This is a genomic window from Cryobacterium sp. TMB3-10 (assembly GCF_004402305.1).
In the GTDB taxonomy this organism is placed as follows: domain Bacteria; phylum Actinomycetota; class Actinomycetes; order Actinomycetales; family Microbacteriaceae; genus Cryobacterium; species Cryobacterium zongtaii.
Genome location: NZ_SOGH01000025.1, coordinates 18,955 through 36,434, shown reverse-complemented (window position 1 = coordinate 36,434; position 17,480 = coordinate 18,955). Strand labels below are relative to the sequence as shown.

The following is a 17,480-nucleotide window of genomic DNA, read 5'->3' as shown; positions in this document are numbered from 1 at the left end:
ACATCGACCACAAAACCCAATAAAGCGCAAAAAAATTGCTGACCACAACTCATTATTGAGCTAAGACCTGCACTGCTGGACCCCGATTAGTACTATCGCAGGCGCAACCCCCTATCATGCAGAAGGCACAGTGAAACCAGGGGGGACGATCATGCCTAGATTTACCAGCACCTACCAGCTCTTCGCGGGGAAGCGCAGCGGGTCGCGTCGCGCTCTGAGCGCGGTCATCATCTCCATCGGCCTGCTCGTGACCACATCGTGTGCCTACGCACCCCAGCCGGCGCCTATTGCCGACCCGGTCAAGGTCCTGCAGAACGTCCGCGTGAGCCTGACACCGTCAGCCGAAATCGAGACGGTCGAAGGGACCACGATTTCGGTGTCGGCGACCGGTGAATCGTCCTCCGAGGACACGACGTACGACGCGGAAAAAGTCGTGGGGGAACTGCCAGTACGGGTGAGCCTGCAGTACCGGGCGGGAACCAAGTACGGCTCCGATCTCACCGAGCTGCGCGGCCACACCGGGCCGGTCGAGATCACCCTGACGCTGGAAAACCTCACCGTGAAGCCGCAGGCCATCGAGTATGACGCCGCCGGCCAGACCCGCGTCGACACTGCCCTCGTCGGGGCCCCACTGACAATCGCCGCCTCGACGCACCTCACCGGTGTTCGGGCGGACCAGGTCACTGCTGGTTCCGCGGATGGCACGACGGGCACCAATGGCGTGCTGAGCGAGACCGAGGATGGCGCGGCGGTCGTGCAGTGGGCGACCATACTGGCCCCGCCTCGTTCCGGTGCGAGCACCACACTGCGGCTCGTCGCTGACGTCACAGACTTTGAGGTTCCCACCATCGACGTTGCCGTCCAGCCCGGCCTCAACACTGACCTCAGCGCTGACGGTGTGCTCGCTGGCGCGTTCTCCTCCGGCGCCGGGTCGGAGCTGGAACTGCAACGCCGCACCATCGCGCTGGTCTCCGACGTCAATACCGTGCTGACGAAGGCCGGATCGACCATTACCGATGTGCGGCGGAACCTGCAGGAAACCTCGCAGACACTGGGCACAACGACCGCAAGCGATCTGCGCGATAACTCCCAGGCGCTGGCCGGAACCATGTCCGGGCTCAAAGCGCAGCTGGGAAGCCTGGGCACCGACTTGGAGTTCGCAGCCAAGGCCACCCAGTCCACGACGTCGTCCCAGCTCCAGCAGACGGTCGCCGCCGTGGACGCAATGCTGGGCGACACTACGGCGGTTGCAGCGCCGGTGCCCATCACGGGCGTCGGCTGTACCGCCGAGGTGACCCAGTCGGAGAAGACGACAACGGTCTACTCCAGCATCCTGACCATGGCCTCGCAGCTCGACGCCTACGCGACGGTGAGCGCCGGCTGCCGGGACATTGTGGCGGGTGCCCTTGAAGCCACGATGGGCCCCGAGAATCCCACCGCGCAGGATTGTGCTTCACAAGGCTCCATGACGTGCTCTCTCTATGGATCCGCCGTGACAGTGACCGCGGCTCTGCTGGGTCTGGTGCAGACGGGCGATGAGCTCGTGGCAGACCTGCAGCCGCAGTTGGTCCAGGGCGCTATCACCGACCAGGCGGCGTCCACTGCCACGCTCGAGCAGGTTCGCACGGATTTCGCGGTGATCCTCGACGGCGCTGAGACTCCGGAAGATTACATGACGAGCCGCGCAAACGTGGATGAGGCGATCAAGACTTCCCGGGTCTCCGTCACCGCCGCCAGTGACGCGGCAGCGGCGGCCCGCAGCACAATCGATGGACTGCGCCAGAAGCTGATCGATATCCAGGCGACCGCAGAGGACGCCAGGACCGAGTCGGGTGACGGCTTGGGGCTTGACGGTTCGATGGTAAATCAGAGCCAGCAGCTGGCCGCGGAACTGTGCACGATGGCCGATGTGGATACCGATACCGATACCGATCCCGGTACCGGTACCGCCGCCCTGCCCGGCGTTGGACGACTGTCATCCCAGGATGTGGAGCGGCTGCGCTCCTACTTAACGGACGTTCCGTGCGAGACCTCGGAAACTCTCGAAAATCCGGCACCGGCGTTGACCCCGCCAACCGGGTTCGAGGCCCCGTTGGATGCCCGGCTGAAGGCGCAGACGGCCGCCTGGGACGCCGTGCTCCTGGCCACCGACACCGCCGCGCAGGACCAGTTGATCGGGCAGGCGTTTGCTGCGCTCGAGACGGCGCATGCAGACGTCGTGGCCAAGCTGGACGCGATAGAGGCGGCCGTGAAGGCGCTGGACGGCACCGCCACGGGCAATGTCGCCGACACGAGACTCCTGCTTGACGCCGTGAATGCCGCACTCGCTGACGCCATAGAATCCTCCGGCCAGGTGAGCACGGCGCTGGTGAACCTTCAGGAGCAGCAGGACCAGCTCGGCGAAAAGATCACACAGTCTCTCGGCGAAGTCTCGGCTGAGACCGCTGCCGAGGTTCTTCAGAGCGTGGACGAACAGGTCCGCCAGGTTGCCGGGATCGGCGACGCCGGAGCGGGCGCCGTGACCGCAGCTTTCAACCGCTCCATCTCCGGGTTGAAGGCCACCTCGGATGAGGTGGTGTCCGACGCCGCGGGCACGGTCGACAAGCAGCGCGGTGAACTGTTCGAGCAAAGCGACGCCCTCTCCGCCTCCTTGGACAAGAGCACGCAGTCATCACTTGCGAGCATCGCCTCGAGCACATCCGGTTCGACCCGGGACGTCGAAGGCGCAAACGCCCTCCTGTCCTCCAGCTTCAACGGGCTGATGCTCGATCTCGGTGATCGCTCGGTGAACGGGTCCGGTCTCCTCGGCGCCATGGCCACCAGCGCCGCCAAAGCAGACACCGCCGATTATCAACTGGCGTTGGCCTCGCAGAACGCTGAGGGGTACACCAACATCCGCTCCCGCGATGTCGCCGGGCTGCTGTTGGGGCAGGCGCAGTTCAAAGCCTCGCTGACCGCAATCGATGAACTGCCCGCGTTCCACCTCGAGGTGCCGGCCGGCGCGACGTCGAAGACCCTGTACACGCTGCAGATCGGCGGCACCGAATGAACCGCCGCAGCAGGCTCGTGATCATCGTCTCCGCTGGCGCCATCCTCGTCACTGCGGCGACGATCGCCCTCACCGGCACCCTCAACCGCCCCGACGAGACTTCGGTAGCCGTGACGGTGCCTGTTGCGCTCAAGGCGGATGGCCTGCCGAAGAACTTCTCCATCGGAATCGTCCTCACCCTGGGCCAGTCCGGCGAGCCCGGCTCCGAATACAACCGGGCGGCCCAGGGCGCGGTCGTCGCCACGCAGCGCTTCGCCCAGGGCGGCGCTGCCATCACCCTGTTGGCCCAAAACGACAGCGGCTCGGTTGACGGTGCTCGCGCCGCTGTCGAGACGCTCGCTGATCAGGAAGTGGCCGGCGTTATCGTGACCAGCACGGGCCCGCAGGCGCAGGCCGCGGCGAAAGCGGCCGAGGAACGCGGCATCCCGGTCATCTCGCCGTACGCCGACGTGACGGAACCCGGACAGGCCACCTGGACTACCGGACCGTCGGGCCCGTCCGTCGAAGCCGCCATCCACACGGCGCTGCAGGGCAAGACCAGGGTGCTCCTCGTCGAAGACGGCGGCTCGGTCCCCGCGTCAGTCACCGTCTCGCAGACACTGAGCCTCACGGGCTTCGAGGATGTGCCGGCTCTGGCTCAGGAGGCCGCCATCCAGACCGGCGATCAGCTGCGCCCCACTGCCGAGGATGCTCCCGCCGACGCCGAAGCCACGAGGATCGCCGAGCCTGCTGACGCTGTGGTCGTCGTGGCAGCCACCCCGCAGCGACTGGCCCGGCTGATCCAGGCCCTGCAGGCGCGAAACGTGTCCGTCCCCCTGATCATGCCCAACGGTGCCACGGCCCCGGCCTTCGCCTCTACGCTCGCCGAGCTCGACGGTGACGGCTCCGGTCAACTGGTCAGCATTGCCGCTGACGGAGGTGACACCACCGCGCTCCAACAAGACGCCCAAGGGCGGGGAATGTCTGCTTTCCTTTCCGCCGTGCGCCTGACGTCAGGCAACTCGGACATCATGAACGTGACCGCCGACGCCCCCTTCGCCGCAGACGCCTGGGCTGCGGACTCACACAGCCACGACGCCGTCATCGCACTGGTGCGGGCCGGCGCGCTGGCCAGAAGCGTAGATCCGTCGAAGGTGGGCGCGGCATTAAGCACGCTGTCGCTCGGGCCCAACGAGGGCCTCGCCGGTCCCGCTCTGGACTTCTCGCGCTCCGCGGCGCTGTCCGTTGAGCCGCTGCTGGTCTATGCATCCCCGCAGGACCTGGGCCTGCGACCGGCCGACGAAGCCGCCCCGCGGTTGATCTGGATGCCGGCGCCGGCAGGTTCCTGACCCGCTCTCCCCGACCTCGCCCCTGAGCGGACCGAACTTAGCTTCACCACGGAAGGACCGCTCTAATGCGTGTGTTGATCGACTTGGACGAGCGTCGTTTTGAGTGCGAGGTGGCATACGCCGCGCCGTCCACCACGCTGGCAGACTTCCTGGAAACCGCCGGCGGTCCGCGGCTGGCGCCCGATGAGGCGGTCTTCGTCAACGAGTCCGAGGTGCGGGGGGCGACCCCGCTCTCGGAGCTGATCTTCCTGGAAGGCAGCCGCATCGCGCGAGCTCCGTGGCAGAATCCGGAGCGGGTGCGCGACTGGAGTGTGACGCTCGCCGGCGGCCAGCGTGCCGGCGGCGTGATCAACGTCCCACGGGGGCGCGAGATGCTCATCGGCCGGTCTCCTCACGCGGACGTGAGCCTTCCCACCGAGAGCGCGTCGTGGGATCACTGCCGTCTGCGCCGGGAAGAGGACGGGTTACGCGTGCTGGACGGCGGGTCCACAAATGGCACTCTGGTCAACGGCGAGCGGATTGCGGATGACGGCGTCCTGGTCACGAGCGCTGCCACGATCACCGCGGGAGGCACCGTGCTCCTCCTGCGCCGGTCACTGGATGAGACTCCGGCACCGCCGCCCGGCAGCCTGCACAACCTCACCCCTGCGGCAACGGCGCCGTTCAACCGACCTCCCCGCCCGGGGCAGGCCCCGGCAGGCGACCCGCTGACCCCACCGAGCCGCAAGGACGTGCCGCCGGCCGGCAAATTCAGCTACATCTCGGTGCTCGCACCCCTGGTGATGGCTGCGGCCATGGTGGTGATTCTGCGGGACCTGCGCTTCGCCATGTTCGCCCTGCTCAGTCCGGTGATGGCCGTAGGCATGTGGTTCGAACAAAAGCGTCGCCACGCCCGTGGCCTCAAGGACGAGGACAAGCGATTCGCCCAGGCCCTTGAGGAGTTCGAGCAGCAGATCCGCACGGCCGCAGCGGCGGAGTCCGCGCGACTCCACCGCATGATCCCCGATCCTGCGACCGTGGTGCGGCGCGCGTCCCTGCCCACCACGTCCCTGTGGCAGCGCCGCGCCGACTCCCCCGACTTCCTCGCACTGCATGCAGGCACGGGTGACGTGCCGTGGCAGCCCGAAACGGACCGCGCTGGCGGATCCCGCCTCGACGAGAAAGTGAAGGACTCCTTGACGTCTGCGCGCTTGCAGGCTGCGCCCGTCCTGGTGGACCTGACGGACGCCGGAGTCGTTGGCATTGTGGGTTCCCGCGATGGCGCGCTGGCGCTTGCCCGGTCCCTGCTCGCCCAGGCTGCGGTGCACGTGGGTCCGGCGGATCTGACGATCGGTGTTTTCTGCGACGCCGGGCGCGCCGACGAGTGGGAGTGGGCCTCGTGGCTGCCGCACACCCGCCAAGCCGGCAGCAGCACCGGCGAGCGCTGGATGTCCATGCACCGCGAGACCAGCCTGGCCATGCTGCGCGCGCTCAAGGACACCGTCCAGGAGCTGCCGACACCGGCGATGCTGGTGGTCCTGGACTCCGAAGTGCTGACAGAGGGCAGGGACTCGCCGGCTCGTGCGCTGCTCGGCATGGGCCGCTCCGAGCCCGGGATCCATGCCGTCCCGCAGCGGCGTGCGTCCCGGGTGGCTGGCATCGTCATCGCGACCTCGGAGGAGCAGCTGCCGGCCAGCTGCACCACCATCATCAGGGTGGGAGCAGACGCCGCTGCCACCGTGGACCAGCCGGAAACCCGGAGCCGGGTGGAGGACGTCATCCTGGCGGGCCTGGACCAGGACGAGGCCGTTCGCTGCGCGATGAGCCTGGCTCACTTCGATGATCCGGAGTTGAGCGTGCCCGGCGCTTCCCTGCCGTCCCTGGTTCGGCTGCCTGCGCTGCTTGGCTACGATCGTCCGGACGCGGCGACGATCCGTCGCCTGTGGCAGGCCCCCACGGGAGTTTCCGCACCGATAGGCGCCGGCGAGAACGGGCCCCTGACCCTTGACCTGGTCAAGGACGGCCCCCACGGTCTGGTCGGCGGCACCACCGGATCGGGAAAGTCCGAATTCCTTCGCTCGCTCGTGGCCGGCCTCGCGGCACGCAACGATCCGACCCGACTGAACTTCATCCTGATCGATTTCAAGGGCGGAGCGGCGTTCAAGGCCTGCGAACGTCTGCCGCACACCATCGGCACCATCTCCAACCTGGATGAACAACTCGCCGACCGCGCCCTCCGCTCTTTGGAGGCGGAGATGGAGCGGCGCCAGCGGGTGTTCGCCGGGGCCGGCGAGGGCGTCGACAATCTGGATGCCTATCTGGCCACGAACCCGGCCGAACCGATGCCCCGGCTGCTGCTGGTGATCGACGAGTTCGCCATGCTCGCCAAGGACTTCCCGGACGTGCTCAAAGCGCTGGTCAGCGTGGGTGCCGTGGGCCGCACCCTGGGGGTGCACATGATCCTGGCCACGCAACGCCCGGCCGGGGTCGTCAGCGAGGACATCCTCGCGAACACGAACCTGCGGGTTGCGCTCCGCGTGCAGAGCCGCGACGACTCCACCAACGTCATCGGTGTGCCCGCCGCCTCGGCGATCGGCCGGGCCCAGATGGGGCGCGCCTACGTAAAACTGGGCCAGGACGACATCACCCCCGTGCAGACCGCCCTCGTCACCGGTCAAGCGCAGCTCGGCGGCACCACCGTGGACGTGCGCGGTATCCGCCAGTTCGGTGTTCCGGTGCCCGCGGTGGCGACGCCTCGATCTGCGGACGTGGACGAGAACGACCTCGACCTCCTCATCGACGCGGTGATCGAAGCCAACACTGAGGCCGGGTACGCCCGGCCCCGGCAGGTCTGGCCGGAGGCCCTGGGTGAGCGGGTGGAGCTGGACGGTTTCCTCCCCCTGCCGCCCGAAGAAGCCCCTGCCGCCCTGCCCAGCGCCCTCACCGGCCTGGAAGCCCCGCTCCTGCCGATCGTGGGCGCCGTCCGCAACTCCTCCGTCCTGGTGTCCATCGTGGATGAGCCGGCGCTGCAGCGGCAGTCCCCGGCGGGATGGGACATGTCCGTCGGGAACCTGATGCTCATGGGCGTGGCCGGCTCCGGTACGAGCACCACGCTGGCCTCGATCGCGCTGACCCTGGCGAAGGAGTGTGATCCGGCGGACCTGGATCTGATGATTCTCGACATGGGCTCCCGCGAACTTGAGCCCCTCGAAGCCCTGCCACACACGGTGGCCTACGTGGGAACGGGTGCCGGCGCCAAGGAGCAGCAGGCCCGATTCTTGCGGCATCTGCACACGGAGCTGGAGCGCCGCCGCGCCGAACCCGGCGGCCACCGCCGCACCGTGGTGCTGCTGGACGGTCTGGCGTCGCTGCGGGATGAGTTCCAGGATTTCGATGGACAGCAACTGCTGGCTCTGCTGTACGGCGCCTACGCGGACGGCCCCGCCCTGGGACTCTCGTTCGCTGTCTCGACCACCCGCGCCAAGGCGGTGCCTTCGGCCATGAACGAGGTAACCCTGCAGAAGTGGCTCTTCCGGCTGGCAGACACCTACGACTACTCCTCGCTCGGTGTGCGAGGCAAGGAGATCCCCGCTGCGTTCCCCGGACGCTGCGTCGACCCCCGCACCTCACTTCAGATGCACGTGGCCACACCGGGCATCGGACTGGTCGCTGCGGTGGACCGGGTTCGGCAGCAGTGGGCACACGTGCCTGCGAAGAACGCCATGGTCAGGCGCCTGCCCACTACGGTCACGCTGCCCGAGTTGGGTGTTGAACCCCAGCTGGAGGGCGAGCCCTGGCGTATCCCGGTGGGGGTCGGCGAGATGGACCTCTCCCCTGCCTTCCTGGACGTCTACGAGGGTGAGCACGTGCTCATCGCGGGGCCTGCCCGTTCGGGCAAGTCCACGCTGCTTCTCGCCCTGGCCGGAGCGGTGCGTGGCGCCGCCACCGACCGGGGTCCGGCGCAAGTGTGGGGCATCTGCGATCGCCGATCGCCGTTGGCCACCGCCGCGCTGGACCGAACGGCCATCGGCGCGGACGACGTGCCTGCCCTGCTGGCTGCCCTGCGCCTCGAGCGCGGCACGGTATTCCTCCTGATCGACGACGCCGAGCGCTTCGAAGACGCCGATCAATCCATCGCGGCTGTGGTGGCATCCAGGCGGGCCGGGCTGTGCGTCATCGCCGCCGGACGCGCCGCCGATCTCCGCGGGCTGTACAGTCACTGGACCAAGACACTCCGCAAATCCCGCCTCGGCGTGCTTCTGCAACCGGATGTTGACTACGACGGCGAACTGCTGGGCGCGATCCTTCCCCGCAGAGCGCCCGTGGCGCTGACGGTGGGGCGCGGGTACATCGGGGTGGGCGGACAAATGGCACTGATCCAGTCGATGAGCCCAGCGGGTTAGCCCCGGCGTCTGGTGCCCCCGCGGGGGCCGTGACCGGGACTGACGTGAGAATCGGATGGATGCAGCGAGAGGGTACGGGATGCAAATCGCACAAGCGGGTCAGGCGCTGGGAGCGTCCTATCGCTTCGGTGAACGGGTGGGTTCCGGTGCTGTCGGCGAGGTGTGGACGGTCACGTCCACCGACGGCGAGACGTTCGCCGCGAAGGTTCTGCGGCCGGAGCACGCCGACGATTCCGCGCTCGTCGAGCGGTTCGTTCGAGAACGCTCGGTACTGCTCGGGCTCCTGGACTCCCGAATCGTCACCGTGCGCGACATGGTGGTTGAGGGCGCGCGGCTGGCCATCGTCATGGACTACGTCGCGGGCGGGTCGCTGCGGGATGCGGTGAACGCGGCCGGCACGTTGCGTCCCGTGGACGCGCTGCACCTGACCATCGAGGTGTTCGACGCGCTGGCTTTCGCCCACGCCCGGGGCGTGACGCACCGCGACATCAAACCGGACAACGTGCTCCTCGCCCGGCCATGGCCCGACTGCGGTGTGGGCGACGTCCGGGTCTCCGACTTCGGCATCTCCGACGTGGTGGGCGAACGGATCCGCCAGACCACCGGCCTGATCGGCACCCCGCAGTACATGCCTCCCGAGCTCATCAGCCGAGGCCTGTCCGGGCCTCCGGGCGACGTGTACTCCACCGGGGTCATGCTCTATGAGCTCCTCGCCGGGCGCACTCCCTTTGCCGGGCCGGGAACGGATTTCAGCGTCGCCTATCGCCACGTTTCGTCGCGCCCGCCGAGAATTCCCGTCGACGATGCCGTCTGGGACGTACTCGACCGGCTGCTGTCCAAAGACCCCGCACAGCGCCCCACCGCGGCCGAGGCTGCGTCAACGCTCCGGCGTCTGGCTCCCCGTCTCGCCGGCAGCCCCGCCATCGCTCGCGGGGAAGCCCCCGCCGACTTTGCCGCCGCCGACCACGCAGCCACCGTGGTCCGGGGCGCCTTTACGGATGCTGAGCTCGCTGCCCTCTCGGAGCCTTCGCTGTCCGTGGCCGATGCGGAGGCTCCGGAACTCGGGAACGCGGGCAGCGCCACGATCGCCCGGCCGATCCGGCGCGTCGTGGTGCGGCCGCCGGTGGAAGTCCGGCCTGAGGAAACCCCGGCGTCCCCGTTCTGGCGCACGCGTAAGGCGCTGGTTCTCGCCGGCACCGCTGCCCTTCTGCTCGTCGCGATGGTCGTCGGCTTCGTTGTCTTGGTGCCGGGAAACCGGGAGAAAGCGCCCGAGGCTTCCGGCGACCAACTGTCCGCACAGGTGCAGGACACAGCCCTTCCCACCGGCCTGACCATCTCGCGGACCGCCTCCTACGACCCCTCATCCGGCCAGATCCGCGTGACGATCGCGTATGCGGCACAGAAGGCGCCGTTGTCCGGCGATTTTCTCGAGGTGATCCCAGGTGTGGCCGAGGGCGACACCTGCCCGGCGGCCACGTGGGATGGGGCTTCAGCGACCCGCAACCAGCCCTCGATCACCGGCCTCGACGTTGAGTGCGGCTGGAAGGTCTCAGGGGTGGATATCCCGGCAGGAGGTTCCGTCGACGTGACCGTGACGGTGCCGGCATCGCCCGCAGATCAAGAAGCGCTTGACGGGTGGTTGCGCGCCGGGTCTGAGTCGACGACGGCCGCGACGCAGGATCCGGGCGTCATGGGCACCGTTTACCCGGTTCAGCGTCTCATGAGTGTGGAAGTGCGCACTCCGGCCCGTGTCGTGACGCCCAGCCCCCTGAAGATCACCCTGGTTCCCGTCTGGTACGGCGGCGCCGACGAGCTGAACCCCATGTACATCAGCCCGGCGTCGGGAAAGCCCTCCCAGATACTTACCGCGGTGAGCGGCGGCGAGCAAGGGGTGCGGTTTGCCGACGGCTGCGGCGGGGCGTTGGCGGTGGACAGTACCGGGCTCACTGTCACGGCCCTGCAGATCACGCCCGAGTGCACGGTGCTGGCCAGCGTCGGGAACTTCACCCAGCTGCAGTCCCCGAGCTTCGGGATCACGTCCCGCTAGACCCCGCGAACCGTGAGTTAAGCACCTAAAACCCGAGGCACGGGTTGGGTGCTTTTCTCACGGTTCGCGGATGTATGCCACGATGTGGGCATGAAACGCTCCGCTTCCGCGCATCTCGAACTCGTTGCACACGGGCCCGCTGAGCTGGTTCTGTCCGTCGCCGTCGCCGCGGACGCGAGCGCCACGGAGCTGCTCGCCATCGTGCAGAACGACACCGCGCTCACCTACCGGGACGTCCTCGACGCGCACGGCACCCGGCTCCAGCTCGTCTCGGTACAGGCCGGCCGGATCGACATCGACTACACGGTCGAGGTGTCGGGCGAATCCGGGCCCGCAGAGGTGTCCGACATCGACCTCGTGCGTTACCTCCGGCCCAGCCGCTATATCGAATCCGACCATCTCTGGCCCACCGCGCACGCCGAGTTCCGCGGGCTCACCGGCACCGACCTGCTCAACGCGATCACCTCCTGGGTGGGCACGCACCTGAGTTACGTGCCCGGCGCCAGCCTGCCCACGGATGGTGCGGTGCGCACCCTGCTGTCCCGGCAGGGCGTCTGCCGCGACTACGCCCACCTCGTCATAGCCTTCCTGCGCGCGCACGACGTGCCGGCCCGCCTGGTGTCGGCCTACGCTCCCGGCCTGTCACCGATGGACTTCCACGCCGTGGCCGAGGCGTATCTCGACGGCGCCTGGCAGGTCGTCGACGCCACCGGGCTCGCTCCGCGCCAGTCGCTTCTGCGCATCGCCACCGGCCGGGACGCCGCAGACACCGCCTTCCTCTCCTCGGCGGGCGCCGCAATTCAGCTGAACGTGCTCACCGTCACCGCCGTCGCCGACGTGCTGCCGCGGGACGACGTCACCAGGCTGGCCCGGCTGGCCTAGACGCCACCCCTGGAGTGGTTACAGCGGGGCCGGAAGGCACGCGCTATGGTCCCTGCAGCGCACAACAGACCTGAGAATAACTCACTCGTACCTGTCGCCCCTGTCAGGCCGATGACAGCACGAGCCTCCGCGGCATCCGGCTCCCAACTTGCAAGGGATACTCGTGACGACTGACGCCGGCGCCGTGAGGGCGCTATGGATAGCACCGTCCGCGGACGTCGACCCCCGCGCGGTGCTCGGCGCCGGCAGCACGGTGGCGGACCGCGCCCAGGTCCGCGAATTCGCCCGGGTCGGCCCCGGATGCACGGTCGGGTACGCCGCGTACCTCGGGCCTGGCGTCATCCTCGGACGCCAGTGCACAGTGCAGGATTTCGCCCTTCTCTACGAACCGACCCTGCTGGAGGAACGGGTGCACGTCGGACCAGGGGCCGTGTTCACCAACGACAGGTTCCCCCGAGCCGTTTCGCCGATCGGCCGCCTCAAGACCACGGCGGACTGGGACCTCGTCGGTGTCACCGTGCGCACCGGGGCATCCATCGGCGCCAACACGGTCTGCGTCGCACCCCTCACCGTCGGGCGCTGGGCCGTGGTGGCCGACGGCTCCGTGGTGACCGCCGACGTGCCCGAGTACGCCCTGATGGACGGGATTCCGGCCAGGAGGGTGCACTGGGTGGGACAGAGCGGCGCCCGCCTGGATCGCGTCGGCCCCGACCTTTTCAGATGCCCGGTGACCGGCGCGCTCTACGGCGAACACAACGGCGCCCTCCGCCCACTCGGAATTGCCCCCCGATAAGGTCACAGCGACACCTTCCCAGCCCGGCTATGGTCACGTCGTGAGGACCTGGGCGTGCGCCAGGTCTCGTCAAGAGTCCGTCTCCGGCTTGCGCTATTGCCGGCGTCGGGCTCTGTCCGAGCTGCACCTGTACACCCGACATGCAGGGATAGAACGTGAAAAGAAGTACTTTGCGGCGACCCCTCCGTGCGGCCGGCTGCCCCGCAGCCTCCCACCGCCCCGCGAAAGGTCGACGCTCGTGATACCCGCACCGGAGACGGCCGGGCACCCCCTCATCGAAGCGACCGCCGACGTGGACCCCACCGCGGAGGTCGGCGCTGAGACACGCGTGTGGCACCTCGCCCAGGTGCGCGAAAATGCCTCCATCGGCAGCGGCTGCATCCTCGGGCGTGGCTCGTACATCGGACCCGGCGTCATTCTCGGACGCAACTGCAAGGTACAGAACTACGCACTGATCTACGAACCGGCGGTCCTGGAAGACGGCGTCTTCGTCGGTCCCGCCGTGGTGTTCACCAACGACATGTTTCCGCGGGCCGTCAACCCCGATTTGAGCATCAAAATGGCAGAGGACTGGCATCCGGTGGGTGTGCACGTCGGCACGGGCGCGTCCATCGGTGCGCGGGCCGTCTGCATCGGACCGGTCAGCATCGGCCGTTGGGCGCTCGTCGCGGCCGGCGCCGTGGTGACGAAGGATGTCCCGGACTACGCCATCGTCGCCGGCGTACCGGCCAGACGCATCGGCTGGGTCGGTCGGTCGGGGATCCCGCTGCGGAGAGCTGAGGACGGCCGGCTGACCTGCCCGGCCACCGGTGAGCACTTTTACGAACGTGACGGCGTCCTCCTGGCAGAACGTGAGTCCGGATGAACAAGCGTCAGCTCGGGCTCACCGCGCTCGCCCTCACCGTGGCAGTGGCGACGGCCGGCATGATCGTGGCCCAGCTGCTGCCGGCAGCCGACCGGATTCGCTCGGTGGCGGAATCCACACCGTCGGCCACGGCGCCACCGACAGCCGCCGAGAGCGGCGCCCCCACGCCCACGTCGACCGCGCGGATCGACGAGACGGTGCCGCCTGCTCCAGAGAGACCGCAGGCCGACCCCGCACCCGACACCGATACGGAGGCGGGCCCCCGCACCTCAACCGAAGTGCTCCCGCCCGGGCAGGTCGACGTCACCCTGCCGCCGTCGAAGCCCCGGTCCGCGCTCGTCTCGCTGCCACTCCCCCCAACCGTGAACTCCCTCGGCGACGTTGTACACGGGTTCCCCACCGATGTCATGCCGGGGATCCCGAACTCACTCGTCGACAACAGCTCGGTGGCGACGCAGGGCGACCGTCTGCAGGCCGCGTTCAAGGCAAGGACCACACTCGGCACCGACGACGTCCTCACGTTTTACCGGCACCATTTCGCGCCCCTGGGACTCCTTGAAACCCCGGCGACCACGACCGAACGCGGGACAACGCTCAGTTTCGCCCGCGACGACGATTCGGTGACCCTGTCGGTCACCGCCGTCGCCGGCGGATCCAGCTACGTGCTCTTCGGCGTTTTCACGGCGCAGGGTTGACGGCGGCCGGCCCGTGTACATCTCTTTTTCCGACCGGGGATCGGCACAAGGAACGGCATCCCCTCCCGGACGCCCCGTCGCGACGCGGGTCTCGTCCGTCGTCATCGCGCTGGGAATCGTCAGCCTGGTCACTGACGTCTCCTCGGAGTCGGTGTCGGCGATCCTTCCGCTATACATCACGGGAGTGCTGGGCCTGTCGACAGTCGCCTACGGGCTTCTCGACGGGATCTACCAGGGCGTCAGCGCCATCGTGCGCATCGCCGGCGGCTGGGCGGCGGACCGGGGGGACCAGCCGAAGTGGATCGCGTTCTTCGGGTACGGTCTGTCAGTCCTGGCCCGCACCGGACTTCTCTTCGCAACCGGATTCACGTCCCTGGCGGCCGTCATCGCTGTCGATCGCCTCGGTAAGGGCGTCCGGACCGCCCCGCGCGATGCGCTGATTACAGCGTCATCGCTCCCGGAGAACCTCGGTAGGTCTTTCGGAGTGCACCGCATGCTGGACACCGTCGGGGCCGCGGTCGGGCCACTGCTCGCCTTCGCGATCCTGTTCGCCATCCCGGACGGCTACGACACTGTTTTTGTCGTATCGCTCGCCTTCGCGATCGTCGGCGTCTTTGTGCTCGGCCTGGTCGTACCGAACACCCGTCCTTCGGCAGAGCGCGCCGCACCCGGCACCTCCCGGGCGTCGTTCAGGTGGGCTCAGCTGAGGGATCCGCGGCTGCGCCGCCTGCTCCTCACCGCGGGACTGTTGGGCATCGTGACCATCGGTGACGGGTTCATCTACCTGGTCCTGCAGAGCCGGGATGCCTTCGCGGCGGCCTGGTTTCCCCTGCTCTACGTGGGCACCAACGTCGTCTTCCTCCTCCTTGCGATCCCGCTGGGCAAGCTCGCCGACAGGTTCGGCCGCGCCAGGGTCTTCGTTTGCGGCCATCTCGCGCTCCTGTCTGCCTACGCCTCTGCAGCGGTCCCCGTTGCCGGGCTTCCGACGACGATTCTCTGTCTGATAGCCCTCGGTGCGTTCTATGCGTCCACCGACGGCATCCTCGCGGCGCTCGCGGCCCAGTCGACGTCTGAGGCCAGCCGTGCGACAGCCATCGCCTCCGCCCAGACCGTCGTTGCCGCCACCCGGCTGATCGCGTCCACTGGATTCGGTGTGCTCTGGTTCGCGGTGGGCCGCGGCGACGCCATGCTGATCATCGCGGGCGCACTCGCCCTGCTGATCCCGCTGGCCGCTCTCGTCCTGCGCGGCGCGTTCGACCGGACGCAGACGACATGACCGCACGCAAACGCACCATCGCCGCCGTGCTGGTCAGCGCGGTGCTCCTCGGCGGAGCCGGAGGCTACGGCATCGTGGCCTGGGCAGGCTCCCAGGAACGACGGACCGGCGGGAACGCCGTGCAGGCGGTCACCACCGACACGGCGGCGACAGGAGACCGGATCGTGTTCCGCAATACGGCATCCGGCGACGGGTACGGGCTGGTCGCCTTCGTCCCGCTCGCCGATCCCGCCGGTGAGCGCTCGGTGACGGCCCAGGCGTGCGACAGGGTGTATGCAACCACAGTCGTGGAGATGTGCCTCCACATCGACCGCGGGATCGTCACGACGTTCGCGGCCACCCTGCGCGGTGCGGACGCCGCCGAGCTCCGCACCTGGCCGTTACCCGGCATCCCCAGCCGCACTCGGGTATCCGCCAACTCCCGCCTCGTCGCCGTGACAGCGTTCGTGACCGGGGAATCATATGGGACGGTCGCGTTCTCGACTCAGACGACGATTTCCACAATCGACGGCACCGACTACGGCAATCTCGAAGACTTCGCTCTCTTGGTGGACGGTGAGCGCATCACAGCGGCCGACCGCAACATCTGGGGCGTGACCTTCGGCAGCGACGACACCACCTTCTATGCCACGGCGGCCACGGCCGGACGCACCTGGTTGGTGCGGGGCGACCTGACCGCCCGCACCCTGACGGCCATCCGGGAAAGCGCCGAGTGCCCGTCGCTCTCCCCCGACGGTCGTCATATCGCCTACAAGAAGGTCGTTACCGGCACTGCGTCGCCGGTCTGGTCCATCGCGGTGCTCGATCTCGAGACGGGGGTGGAGACTCTCCTCCCCGCCCCCGGCAACGTCGACGACCAGGTGGAATGGCTGGATGATTCGACACTGCTCTACGGGCTGGCCCGCACCGACGTCGTCGGTGACAGCGATGTCTGGTCCATCTCCATCGACGGGGCCAGCCAACCTCGCCTTTTCATCCCGCACGCCTGGTCTCCATCGGTGGTGCGCTCATGACTGCCAAACGCGGGCAGAACGCGACACGTCTGGACGACCCCGCGACGGCGCCCCCCACGGTCGATCACGTCCTGATCACCAGGTTCAACCTGCCGACCCCGGGCCCAGAGGGTCGAGTGCGCCAACGCGAGGGATGGCTCACCGGCCGCGCCGACCTCTTCGAGAAATACTGCCTGCCGTCGGTGCGCGCTCAAACCAACCAGAACTTCCGCTGGCTCGTTTACCTCGACCCGGACAGCCCCGAATGGCTCGTCCAACGCCTGGCACCGTTCGTGCGGGACCAGGTCTTCGAGCCGATCTACCGGGCAGAGGTCACCCCGGCCATCATTCTCGACGACATCCGCGCTGGGCGAACCACACCGTCCGCCGACCTGCTGACCACGAATCTCGACAACGACGACGGGCTCGCCGCCGATTTCGTCGACCGCCTACAGCGAATCCCTCCAAGGGGGCCGCGCTCGGCGCTGTACCTCGCGTCGGGACTGATCCTCGGTCCCGACGGGTTGTTCCTCCGCGTCGACAAGCTCAACGCGTTCTGCTCCGTCAGGGAGACCTGGAACGATCCCGTCACCTGTTGGGCGGACTGGCACACGCTGCTCCCTCGGTCCATGCCGAGCGTTGCGGTATCCGGCCCACCGGCGTGGCTGCAGGTCGTGCACGGCAGCAACGTCAGCAACCGGGTTCGCGGCCGGCTCGTCGCGTCGAACGGCTACGCCGCCCTGTTCCCCACCCTGCCCACCGATCTTGACCAGCCGACGCGTACCGACCTGCTCCGCGACCGCCTGTTGAGCGGGCCAGCCAGGCTGCTGCGGGAATCCTCTCGCGCCGCCGTGAAGTCCACCCTGCTATTCCTGGTCGGCAAGCGCGGGGTCGACCGAATCAAGGAGTGGCGCAGCGGGACGACGAAATGACACCAGTCCGCCCCGAGCCGCGTCACTTTACCCCCCGATAAGGTCACAGCGGCTCGTCGCTTGCCCGGCTATGGTCACCTCGTGAGGACCTGAGCCTGCCTCAGGTTTGAACACGAGTCCGTGCCGGGCCTTACCCTTCCGGCCGCGGGCTGTATCCGAGCTGAACCTGTACACCCGAAATGCAGGGATGGAACGTGACCACAACCATTATTTGTCGACCCCTCTGTGCGTCCGGCTGC

General features: G+C 68.2%; 11 protein-coding genes. All 11 read left to right on the top strand.

Annotated features, from left to right (window positions below):
* The first annotated feature begins 151 nt into the window (after positions 1-151).
* The 11 genes from E3T22_RS13560 (at position 152) to E3T22_RS13510 (ending at position 17,241) form a co-directional block, all read left to right on the top strand.
* On the top strand, positions 152-3,049 hold the full coding sequence (locus E3T22_RS13560; RefSeq protein ID WP_134480947.1) for a hypothetical protein: 2,898 nt from the start codon (positions 152-154) through the stop codon (positions 3,047-3,049).
* Positions 3,046-4,377: an ABC transporter substrate-binding protein gene (locus tag E3T22_RS13555; RefSeq protein ID WP_134480948.1), complete on the top strand. Its 1,332-nt coding sequence runs from the start codon at positions 3,046-3,048 to the stop codon at positions 4,375-4,377. Before E3T22_RS13560 ends, E3T22_RS13555 begins: the two co-directional genes overlap by 4 nt.
* Positions 4,378-4,442: 65 nt before the next feature.
* The gene (locus E3T22_RS13550; RefSeq protein WP_134480949.1) at positions 4,443-8,759 is read left to right on the top strand and encodes an FtsK/SpoIIIE domain-containing protein; all 4,317 of its coding nucleotides are present in this window, start codon (positions 4,443-4,445) and stop codon (positions 8,757-8,759) included.
* A 79-nt stretch (positions 8,760-8,838) separates the two neighbouring features.
* Entirely contained in the window at positions 8,839-10,806 is a 1,968-nt protein-coding gene (locus tag E3T22_RS13545; protein ID WP_134407800.1) for a serine/threonine-protein kinase, read from the top strand.
* A 90-nt stretch (positions 10,807-10,896) separates the two neighbouring features.
* Positions 10,897-11,688 (top strand): transglutaminase family protein, encoded by a 792-nt coding sequence (locus E3T22_RS13540; protein WP_134407799.1) that lies wholly within the window; start codon positions 10,897-10,899, stop codon positions 11,686-11,688.
* A 163-nt stretch (positions 11,689-11,851) separates the two neighbouring features.
* On the top strand, positions 11,852-12,481 hold the full coding sequence (locus tag E3T22_RS13535; RefSeq protein WP_241979885.1) for an acyltransferase: 630 nt from the start codon (positions 11,852-11,854) through the stop codon (positions 12,479-12,481).
* A 241-nt stretch (positions 12,482-12,722) separates the two neighbouring features.
* Entirely contained in the window at positions 12,723-13,346 is a 624-nt protein-coding gene (locus E3T22_RS13530) for an acyltransferase (protein WP_241979898.1), read from the top strand.
* Positions 13,343-14,041, top strand: a complete 699-nt coding sequence (locus E3T22_RS13525; protein WP_134480950.1) for a hypothetical protein — start codon at positions 13,343-13,345, stop codon at positions 14,039-14,041. Before E3T22_RS13530 ends, E3T22_RS13525 begins: the two co-directional genes overlap by 4 nt.
* Before the next feature lie 13 nt (positions 14,042-14,054).
* Positions 14,055-15,317: an MFS transporter gene (locus E3T22_RS13520; RefSeq protein ID WP_134480951.1), complete on the top strand. Its 1,263-nt coding sequence runs from the start codon at positions 14,055-14,057 to the stop codon at positions 15,315-15,317.
* Entirely contained in the window at positions 15,314-16,330 is a 1,017-nt protein-coding gene (locus E3T22_RS13515) for a hypothetical protein (protein ID WP_134480952.1), read from the top strand. The genes E3T22_RS13520 and E3T22_RS13515 overlap by 4 nt, the downstream gene beginning before the upstream one ends.
* Entirely contained in the window at positions 16,327-17,241 is a 915-nt protein-coding gene (locus E3T22_RS13510; protein ID WP_088457331.1) for a glycosyltransferase, read from the top strand. The genes E3T22_RS13515 and E3T22_RS13510 overlap by 4 nt, the downstream gene beginning before the upstream one ends.
* The last annotated feature ends 239 nt before the right edge of the window (positions 17,242-17,480 follow it).

Coding starts and splice junctions, on each gene's coding strand:
- E3T22_RS13550 (WP_134480949.1), top strand. CDS start 4,443: ATGCGTGTGTTGATCGACTTGGACGAGCGTCGTTTTGAGTGCGAGGTG.
- E3T22_RS13510 (WP_088457331.1), top strand. CDS start 16,327: ATGACTGCCAAACGCGGGCAGAACGCGACACGTCTGGACGACCCCGCG.
- E3T22_RS13555 (WP_134480948.1), top strand. CDS start 3,046: ATGAACCGCCGCAGCAGGCTCGTGATCATCGTCTCCGCTGGCGCCATC.
- E3T22_RS13560 (WP_134480947.1), top strand. CDS start 152: ATGCCTAGATTTACCAGCACCTACCAGCTCTTCGCGGGGAAGCGCAGC.
- E3T22_RS13540 (WP_134407799.1), top strand. CDS start 10,897: ATGAAACGCTCCGCTTCCGCGCATCTCGAACTCGTTGCACACGGGCCC.
- E3T22_RS13545 (WP_134407800.1), top strand. CDS start 8,839: ATGCAAATCGCACAAGCGGGTCAGGCGCTGGGAGCGTCCTATCGCTTC.
- E3T22_RS13525 (WP_134480950.1), top strand. CDS start 13,343: ATGAACAAGCGTCAGCTCGGGCTCACCGCGCTCGCCCTCACCGTGGCA.
- E3T22_RS13515 (WP_134480952.1), top strand. CDS start 15,314: ATGACCGCACGCAAACGCACCATCGCCGCCGTGCTGGTCAGCGCGGTG.